Origin of the sequence: Vibrio hangzhouensis, assembly GCF_900107935.1 — a bacterium.
Lineage (GTDB): Bacteria > Pseudomonadota > Gammaproteobacteria > Enterobacterales > Vibrionaceae > Vibrio > Vibrio hangzhouensis.
In genome coordinates this window covers 135714-145400 of the sequence record NZ_FNVG01000013.1, presented here as the reverse complement: position 1 = coordinate 145400, position 9687 = coordinate 135714, and the positions used below count along the sequence as shown (strand labels likewise).

Here is a 9687-nt window from a genome sequence, read left to right as displayed (position 1 = left end):
ATGGGGACGTATCTTGGCAGAGTACGAGCCAACCGCTGAACTGGCCCAACGTACCACATCTCACAACAAGGCAGGCCATTGGTCTCGCACTCTGACATACACGAACGGCACTTATGCTGAGCAGTGTTCTTACGACGCAGGGACAAGCTGGACAGCCAAAACGGGTGACTCTTGCGAGCCGTAATTTCGGCATAGACAAAAGGTGCTCACGTAAGCACCTTTTTTGTATTAAGGGCAGTCATTCTAATCTTCTCGCTACCAATTTAACGCGCTTTCAGGTTACGAAGTATTTTAAGGTAGTCACTCGCTTTAAAAGATCCTCATTTGCATGAGGATGACGGCATTTTTTGTTTTTGTTCAGGTAGATAGAACGAAAAAGCCCCAGCATTTCTGCTGGGGCTTCGAATGTGGCGGTGAGTGAGAGATTCGAACTCTCGATACGTTGCCGTATACACACTTTCCAGGCGTGCTCCTTCAGCCACTCGGACAACTCACCGTATTTTGTTTTTTGCGTTACCCCTTGGGCAACGAGGCGCTAATTTAATGATTCTTAGGGCTTTGGTCAAGGTTAATTTTACGAAATAGTGCCCTTTTGTGGCTGACTGATGATAATTTGACTGATTTGTATAAATTCAGGGCTATTTCTGTAAAAGGTCACAAGTTTTGACCCCGCTTCAGAGCGGGATAAGATAGCTATCACACCTTAATCTTCTTCCTTTGCGTCGCGCTGTACAAAGTGCAATTATCAGAATGATATATAAATTAATAATAAATTCCGGATAGTTATGATTTCTGTTGCCTTAGTTGACGATCACGTAATGGTGCGCTCTGGCTTTGCCCAGCTATTGAGTGTGGAAAGTGACATCCAGGTAGAAGGGGAATTCAGCTCTGCCAAAGAGGCTTTCTACTCCCTCGCCTGCTCAGGTACGCTGGACGTGGCCGTTATCGATATCTCCATGCCCGACGAAAGTGGTCTTTTGTTGCTGGAGCGATTACGAAAGAGTAAGCCCGACCTTAAGGCGATTATCCTCAGTATCTATGACTCCGCGTCTTTTGTGAGCAAAGCAATTGATGCCGGTGCGTCAGGTTACCTTTCAAAACGCTGCGGTCCCGGCGAGTTGGTAAAGGCAATACGCACTGTGGCTTCGGGTGACCGTTACCTTTGTGCCGATGCTCTGATTAATCTGAGTAACGCCTCCGTGCCAGATGCTGCGCTTGACGAACTGACCAAACGAGAAAAACAGATATTCGAGCATCTTATTATGGGGCTGGATGCCAAGGAAGTGGCCTTTAAATTGTCACTAAGTCATAAAACGGTACATGTGCATCGAGCGAATATCCTTGGCAAGCTGGGATTGTCGAATAACGTCGATCTGATCCGTTTCGCGATACAGCATAAGTTGCTGCCCGATGAAGCGTGATATCCCATCGGGCAGCGGTGCATTTTCCATCGCCTTCCTGTTTCTTATCTACACCATCACCTGGTTCTGCTTGTGGTGTGTCAGCAGTTATCTAGTCAAAGATATCCATCTTGCTGCGACCTTACTCCCGGTTGGGCTGCGTATCGCGGTGCTGCTGATCTTACCGCTCAGGCTGTGGTGGGTAATCGTTCTCAGCGAATTACTTATCTGGGTTGGTATAGCCCTTTCTACTGAATTCTTACCCTTCGATCTGTTGCTGTTGGTCACGTTCTTTACCACTTGTGTCCTGCTGCGGCCCTTTCAGCAAAAATGGCAGAAACTGGACGTGTACTGGCAACAGCTGCTGTTCCTGATCAGCTTAGTAATCGCTAACTCACTGCTCGTTGCGCTGATTTTTGTCCTGCTCAACAAACCGCTGTCGTTGAACATCAGCCTCCTCTACAGCAGTGTGATCGCAGCTCTGACCGGGGGGGTCCTGCTGGCACCGTTTTTCTATCTGCTGCACGACTACCTGATACACAAAATCTGGGTTCCGCTCTCCCCTTCTCTGGTACACAAACAGATCTCCCTCAGGCCATCGGCGTACCTGTGGGTGGTGGTGTTTTTTATTACCGGACTGGTGAGCGAGGTCGTTTTCCAGGACGAGCTGACCAGCCTTTTACTGATCATTGTTCTGCTGCCAAATATTTTTATGGCCTATCGCTACGGCTGGCAGGGCGGCGTGCTGGCTGCGGTCATGAACAGTGTATTGCTCACCGCCGCGAAAAAGGTAGCCGGCTCGTTCAGCAGCTTTGAAGAGATGCACATTTTTATCACCACTCAGGCTCTTATCGGGCTCGGCCTGGGCATCGCCATTAGTCGCCAGCACCTTCTGTCCGAAAAATTGCACCGAGCCAACCGGGATTTAGAAAAAGAGCTCCTTACCAAGCGGGCGCTGACCAAGCAATTGGTTCATGTGGAAGAGGATATTCGCAAGTCGGTAGCAAGGGAGTTGCATGACGAGATTGGTCAGAATATTACGGCGATACAGATCCAGGCCACGCTGGCCGACCGCATTGCCACTGAGAACGGCACCAAACAAATTGCAACGGCGATTAACGATCTGGCATTAAAGATCCATACCTCTACCCGTCAGTTGCTTACCCAGCTTCGGCCCCAGTTTTTAGATGAACTCGGGCTTGAGAATGCCCTGCAGCACCTGGCTCAGGAAATGAAGTTAAAAGAGCGCAATGTGAAATGCGTCATCAATATCGGGCTGGATGTCGATGCTCTGGATGAGGTGATTTCGGTAACCCTTTACCGGGTGGTTCAGGAACTGCTTAACAACACCACTAAGTATGCGAATGCAACTGAAGTGCACATCACTCTGTTCCCTGGTCCGATAGTCCGGATGGAGTATCAGGACAATGGCATCGGGCTCCCGCAGGACTGGCAACGTCGGGGAACGGGGCTAAAAGGGATACAGGAACGCATTAGCGCCCTTGGCGGCGAGATAACTATCGAGAACAGAGGCGGAACGAGAGTCGCGGTAAACCTGCCGATAAAAGCAGATAAACGGCCGTTAAGCGAGGCAGGTCTTTGAAAGTGAGCAATGATAAACACGAGGTTGACCAGATATACCGACGCTGGCGAATTCAGCTTATGGCACTGATGTATGTGGGTTACGGTGTTTTCTACTTTGCCCGTAAAAGTCTGAACTTCACCATGCCCGCGATGCTGGAAGATCTGGGGTTAACTCATTCGGATATCGGTGTTATCGCTACCGTTTATTACATGACCTATGGTACATCCAAGTTCCTGTCGGCGATGGTGAGTGACCAGTCAAACCCGAAGTATTTTATGGGGATCGGGTTAATCGCATCCGGTGTCGTCAATATCCTGTTCGGATTAAGCTCGTCACTGCCCATGATGGTTATCTTATGGATGCTCAATGCCTTTTTCCAGAGTTGGGGCTGGCCAGCCTGCGCAAAGATACTCACTACCTGGTACTCCCGCTCTGAACGGGGCTTCTGGTGGTCACTCTGGAATACCTGCATCAATGTCAGCGGCGCTTTATTACCGGTAGTGATCGGCTTTATCTCCATGACCTGGGGCTGGCGCTTTGGCTTTTTTGTGCCGGGAATCATCGCCTGTATCATGGGCGGCATTCTCTTTTTTGGCCTCAGGGATAAGCCCATCACCATGGGGCTGCCCAGCATTGGTGACTGGAAGAACGACTGGCTTGAAAAGCAGCAAGAGAGTGAGGGGCTAGGCCTGCGCTTTAAGGAAAAAGTCCGCACCTATGTACTGAGCAACAAATATATCTGGCTGCTTTGTGGTTCCTACATGCTGGTTTATGTGGTGCGTATCGGCATCAATGACTGGGCAAGCCTCTATCTGGTCGAGAGACACAACGCCAGCCTGCTGGCCGCGAATACCGCCGTTTCCATGTTTGAAGTGGGCGGCTTTTTAGGCTCTCTGTTCGGAGGCTGGGGATCAGACCGGTTCTTCCATGGTAACCGGGCACCGATGAACCTGATATTTGCCCTTGGCATTTCCATTTCAGTGGCAGCGCTATGGTTAACCCCGCTAGACAATATCTACGTACTCTCTGCCTGCCTGTTCTCCATCGGATTCTTTATCTTTGGTCCGCAGATGATGATAGGTATGGCGGCGGCGGAATGTTCTCATAAAGATCTGGCCGGCACCTCGACAGGCTTCGTGGGTCTGTTTGGCTATCTCGGTGCAGCACTGGCAGGTTATCCTGTTTCTCTGGTGATTGAGCAGTACAGCTGGGAAGGTTTCTTCAGTGTCATTACCATCGTCGCGGCCGCCATTGGCCTTCTGCTTCTGCCGTTTCTCAAAGCTCAGGATCCTGAGACAGAACCCGACATTGCCTGAGTGTACTCAGGCAATGTGAGCGTCAGCACAAAACCCATCAACAGTCGGTCAAACTAGGAAATTTTCCTAGGTGACTAAAAACCCGTCTCATTCATTTTCCTGTTCTGTTTTCTAACATGGCAAAGAACCCTACCTCCAACCGGCGCACAACAGCAAAAAAGCTGGCACCGAATGACAATAAAAAACAGAGGAAACAGAAGATGAAAGGAACATTCACTCGAACCCTGCTTACCGCATGCATCATGGGCTCTGCGGCTCTTGCTGCCCCGCAAGCGCTCGCCGAAGGCCGCCTTGTGGTGTACTGCAGCGCGACAAACGCAATGTGTGAAGCGGAGACTAAAGCCTTTTCTGAAAAATTTGACGTGAAGACTTCGTTTGTGCGCAACGGCTCGGGCAGTACTCTGGCTAAGATTCAGGCAGAACGCAAAAATCCGCGTGCCGATGTCTGGTACGGCGGCACCTTAGATCCGCAGTCTCAGGCAGGTGAAATGGATCTGCTTCAGGCTTACCAGTCACCTCAACTGGACAACATTATCCCAGAGTTCCGCGATCCTGCTAAGCGCAAGGGCAACTACTCCTCTGCTGTTTATATGGGTATCTTAGGCTTTGGTGTTAACACCGAACGTCTGAAAGAGAAGGGACTGGAAATTCCACGCTGCTGGAATGACCTGACGAAACCTGAATACAAAGAAGAAATTCAGATTGCTGACCCGCAGAGTTCAGGTACGGCGTACACCGCACTGGCTACCTTTATCCAGCTCTGGGGCGAAGACAAAGCGTTTGAATACTTTAAAGAACTCGACAAGAACATCTCTCAATACACCAAATCCGGTGTGACACCTTCCCGTAACTCTGCACGCGGTGAAATCGCGATCGGTATCGGCTTCCTGCACGATTACTCTCTTGAGCAGTCTCAGGGCGCACCGCTTGAGCTTATCTCTCCTTGTGAAGGCACGGGGTATGAAATCGGCGGCGTCAGTATGATCAAAGGCGCACGTAACGAAGAGAATGCGAAGCTATTTATCGACTGGGTACTGTCGAAAGAAGGCCAGCAGCTAGCGTGGCAGAAGGGTAAATCGTTCCAGATCCTGACAAATACGCATGCCGAACAGTCTCCTTATGCATTAGACCCGAGCAAGCTTGACCTTATCGATTACGACATGGACACCTATGGTGCCTCTGACACCCGTAAGCGTCTGATTAAAAAGTGGGTAAATGTAGTTAAGATGGGCGAGTAATCTCCCTTCTGTGTACTCCCTGCCCTCCTCGATTCCGGGGAGGGTTCATTAACATCTTAATTCGTTATCAAGGTGACTAACATGTCTCAGCTAGCTGCAGATACGGGTATTGATCTGCAAAACGAGAAGCTTGGCCGTGACCCGGTGTTTTACTGGATCGCCTCCATTGTTGCTGCATTTATTCTGTTGCCGGTCTTCGCACTCGACTACGGGCTTTTTGAATCCACCTCAGATGAGTTTCTGGCGGCCATGGGCTGGAGCAGCAGAAATGTTGCCTGGCTCTGGTTTGGCCTTCCACTGCTATTATTGGTGCGCCCAAAACTGGCTCAGAACAAATACCATAAAAAACGCCATTACATGGATATTGGCTATTCCGCATTTTGCATTCTGTTTACCTTGATATCCTCCTGGGCGACTGGAAACGGTCTCGGCTATGGCACCATTTTGCTGTTTATTGCTCTGGGGTGCGTGATTACGTTGGCCTATGCCCGTCTTGAATATCTTGGCGGCGATGTCTTTGTCATCGGCTCTCTGGTCACCATTGTCGGCCTGATTACTACCTTTATTCTCTACCCGAGCATCGCCATTTTTGTGCCTATGTTTCAGGATGAGATGGGTAACTTTGTCGCCTGGCAGTTTATCGACATCCTGTCTCAGAAACAGATTGTTCAGATTATTCTCAACTCAATGATGCTGGGAACGTCCGTCGGTGTGACCGCAACCTTCTTCGGTTTAATTTTCGCGATTTATTCCACCCGCATTGCAGTTCGGTCTGCGTTTATTGCCCGGATATTCTCGATTCTGCCAATTGTTACCCCACCGTTTGTAGTCGGTCTGGGTGTCACCCTGATGCTGGGCCGCTCCGGCTATGTCACCGAACTGATGGTGGACTGGTTCGGGCTTGAGCACACCAACTGGTTGTATGGTTTTACCGGCATCTGGATGGCGCAGGTTCTGGCCTTTGCTCCTATGTCATTTATGATTCTGGATGGCGCGATGAAATCCCTGCATCCGTCGTTGGAGGAGGCCTCGTATACCCTGCGTGCCAACCGCTATCAAACCTTCTTTAATGTGGTGATCCCGCTGCTGAAACCTGCGCTGGCTAACTCCTTCCTTATTATCTTTGTTCAGTCACTGGCGGACTTCAGTAACCCTCTGGTACTCGGCGGAAGCTTTGATGTTCTTGCAACGCAGATCTACTTCTATATCGCAGGTGCGCAGCTCGATTACGCATCAGCCAGTACGCTTGGTGCGGTTCTGCTTATCTTCTCTCTGGCCATCTTTGTTGTTCAGTACCTTTGGATTGGCAAGCGCTCGTACGTAACAATTTCCGGTAAGTCATACCGGGGGGATGTGCAACCACTACCGAACAGTCTGCGTATCTTTGTCTCCATCACTCTCTATGTCTGGATGGCATTTAACGTGCTGTTGTACGGAAGTATTGTTTACGGAAGCTTTACCGTGAACTGGGGCGTAGATTACACCCTGACTCTGGCGAACTATGTCAACCTGTTTGGAATGGGATTCGGTGAAGGTGCATGGCCATCGCTGATCAGTACCATGACGTATGCGGGTATTGCCGCACCAATTACCGCAACCTTTGGCTTGCTCATCGCGTATATCGTTGTGCGTCAGCAGTTCCATGGGAAGAAGGTGGTTGAGTTCGTTACCATGCTCTGTTTCGCTGTACCGGGCACGGTGGCGGGTGTCTCCTATATTCTTGCCTTTAATGACGCGCCCGTCTATCTGACAGGGACCGCAGCCATCGTCGTGATCTCTATGGTGATGCGTAATGTGCCCGTGGGTATCCGCGCCGGCGTGGCCGGTCTAGGGCAACTGGATAAGTCGCTGGATGAAGCGTCACTGAGTCTGCGTGCCGATTCGTTCAAAACCATAATGAATATCCTGATCCCGCTACTCAGACCGGCGATCCTTTCATCGCTGATCTACAGTTTTGTTCGCGCTATGACAACGGTAAGCGCCATCATATTCTTGGTCACGCCTGAGACCCGCGTTGCCACTTCGTACATTCTTAACCGGGTAGAAGACGGCGAATACGGTATTGCGATTGCCTACGGTTCGCTACTGATATTTGTCATGCTTGCCATCATTCTGACTTTTGACTTCCTAGTGGGAGAAGCCCGGATATCACGCTCTAAAGCCAAGCACCAAGATTAGGTCTGGAGAATTTTTAAATGAATAAGAATAGCTTTGTAGTTCTGAAAAATATTTGTAAACGCTTCGGCGATAACACGGTCATTGGCAACCTGGATCTAGAGATCGAGAAAGGTAAGCTCATCACGCTTCTCGGTCCATCTGGCTGTGGCAAAACAACAGTGCTTCGCCTGGTAGCCGGGCTGGAAAAGCCCACCAGCGGTCAGATTTTTATCGACGGTAAAGACGTCACCAACACTTCGATCCAGCATCGTGATATTTGCATGGTGTTCCAGTCGTATGCACTGTTTCCGCATATGTCGCTGTATGAAAACGTCGCGTATGGCCTGAAAATGCTTAAGCTGCCTGCAGCAGAAATCAAACTGCGGGTTGATGAAGCGCTTCAGTTGGTCGATCTGGCTGGTATGGGCGACCGTTTTGTGGACCAGATTTCAGGTGGTCAACAGCAGCGTGTGGCTCTGGCAAGAGCGCTGGTTCTTAAGCCGAAGGTTCTGCTCTTCGATGAACCATTGAGTAACCTTGACGCCAACTTGCGCCGAAATATGCGAGAAACAATCCGTGAGCTTCAGCAGCGGTTTAACATCACCTCGCTGTATGTGACGCATGACCAGTCAGAAGCCTTTGCGGTGTCTGATACCGTCATCGTAATGAAAGACGGCGATATCATGCAGCAGGGTACGCCAGATGAGCTTTACCGGACTCCTGCCTCCATGTTTATGGCGAACTTTATGGGTGATGCCAACATTTTCACCGGCCAGTTCAGAAACCGTCATCTCGACATCAACGGATATAAAGTGCCTGTGCAAGACGCAACACTGTGCCAGTTCCCGGACGACGAATACCAGATTGGTGTCCGCCCGGAAGCCATTCTGCTTACCGGGGAAGGCGAGGAATGCCAGCGCTGTAAGGTGAAGGACGTCGTCTACATGGGGTCTATGTATGAAGTTGCGGTTGAATGGCAGGATCAGGAACTGCTGCTGCAACTAAACTCTTCCCAGTTTGATCCCGAGATTTCAGAACATGCGTATCTGACCATTGAGCCAACGGGCATATTTTTGCTACCTAAGGCCGCATAAATCACTCATTGGTTTTACTACTGGAGAAATATCAAAAAAGACGTCCTGTGACGTCTTTTTTCAATAACACGGCGGGAGTGAGGGTTTCGATCAAATGATCGGCACATCACACGCTTTGATAGTAACCCGGAACGCGGAACCAGCGGCGGCAGTAGTCCAGGAAGTAACCGTAAAGTACACCCATACCACAAGACACAACCGCGTTACTCGATACCGCAGTAATGATTTGGTCTGTGGAGGCACCCACCGTAAACAGAATCGCCGCATACACAGGGGACTGAAACGCTACGTAAGCGATCAGGTCGGAGATGGCTTTCATGGTGCCACTGCCCGAAACCTTGGCACCCTGTTTTAGGGCCCAATCACGAAACACGCCGTAGGGCCAAGCAATCGCAATATTGACGGGAATAGACAGCAATCGCGATGCCAGAGACTGTTCAAACGTCATACCCGACACGAGGACTTCAATCAACATGCCAGACACAAAACAGAATACCACCATAGCAAAAGTGTCTGCTGCGGCATTACGAATACAAAAAGGAGCTTTAGGTTTCAAGGTCAGTTTCTCACGGAATTATAAACTATCAAAAAATGCTTTTGGCAATTCATATCACTGGATATATTCTTATATCCAGATTTGAGCGCTATTAAAACACTAAATTTGTAGTTTTACATACCGTATTTAAAACAAGTTAGTAAATAAATCACCAATTTTCGCTTTCAAACTAGATAAACTCGCTAGTTGTTGTAATTTTATGACAATTATCGACTATCACACGCAAATTCAGTCAGTTACCTGCCAAGAAATGTACATTAATTACTAATAAATTGGATGAGCATTGGGGTGAGTCTAACGAGAACAAAGACTTAGTCGCTACATGAGCGCCAACAGCGTCT

8 protein-coding genes and 1 tRNA gene are annotated in these 9687 nt (G+C 49.5%); 7 read left to right on the top strand and 2 right to left on the bottom strand.

The window, feature by feature from the left end; genetic code table 11:
* Positions 1-184, top strand: a 184-nt coding sequence (locus C4S60_RS23560; protein WP_208623270.1) for a hypothetical protein, incomplete at its 5' end; no start/stop codon positions are given.
* A 224-nt stretch (positions 185-408) separates the two neighbouring features.
* On the opposite strand, the gene C4S60_RS14240 is transcribed toward C4S60_RS23560, so the two are convergent.
* Positions 409-496, bottom strand: a tRNA-Ser gene (locus C4S60_RS14240).
* A 289-nt stretch (positions 497-785) separates the two neighbouring features.
* Between C4S60_RS14240 and C4S60_RS14235 the strand changes: the two genes are divergently transcribed.
* The 6 genes from C4S60_RS14235 to fbpC all read left to right on the top strand — a co-directional run bounded on the left by C4S60_RS14235 (position 786) and on the right by fbpC (position 8790).
* The gene (locus tag C4S60_RS14235; RefSeq protein WP_103881028.1) at positions 786-1421 is read left to right on the top strand and encodes a response regulator; all 636 of its coding nucleotides are present in this window, start codon (positions 786-788) and stop codon (positions 1419-1421) included.
* On the top strand, positions 1411-3003 hold the full coding sequence (uhpB, locus tag C4S60_RS14230; protein ID WP_103881027.1) for a signal transduction histidine-protein kinase/phosphatase UhpB: 1593 nt from the start codon (positions 1411-1413) through the stop codon (positions 3001-3003). The genes C4S60_RS14235 and uhpB overlap by 11 nt, the downstream gene beginning before the upstream one ends.
* Before the next feature lie 2 nt (positions 3004-3005).
* Entirely contained in the window at positions 3006-4301 is a 1296-nt protein-coding gene (uhpC, locus tag C4S60_RS14225) for an MFS transporter family glucose-6-phosphate receptor UhpC (protein WP_425275133.1), read from the top strand.
* A 200-nt stretch (positions 4302-4501) separates the two neighbouring features.
* Positions 4502-5539 (top strand): ABC transporter substrate-binding protein, encoded by a 1038-nt coding sequence (locus C4S60_RS14220; protein WP_103881025.1) that lies wholly within the window; start codon positions 4502-4504, stop codon positions 5537-5539.
* Between the two features lie 81 nt (positions 5540-5620).
* Positions 5621-7717 carry an ABC transporter permease gene (locus C4S60_RS14215; RefSeq protein WP_103881024.1) on the top strand — a complete coding sequence of 699 codons (2097 nt, stop codon included), beginning with the start codon at positions 5621-5623 and terminating at the stop codon, positions 7715-7717.
* A 17-nt stretch (positions 7718-7734) separates the two neighbouring features.
* On the top strand, positions 7735-8790 hold the full coding sequence (gene fbpC / locus C4S60_RS14210; RefSeq protein WP_103881023.1) for a ferric ABC transporter ATP-binding protein: 1056 nt from the start codon (positions 7735-7737) through the stop codon (positions 8788-8790).
* A 106-nt stretch (positions 8791-8896) separates the two neighbouring features.
* On the opposite strand, the gene C4S60_RS14205 is transcribed toward fbpC, so the two are convergent.
* The gene (locus tag C4S60_RS14205) at positions 8897-9346 is read right to left on the bottom strand and encodes an L-alanine exporter AlaE (protein ID WP_103881022.1); all 450 of its coding nucleotides are present in this window, start codon (positions 9344-9346) and stop codon (positions 8897-8899) included.
* Positions 9347-9687: the final 341 nt, after the last annotated feature.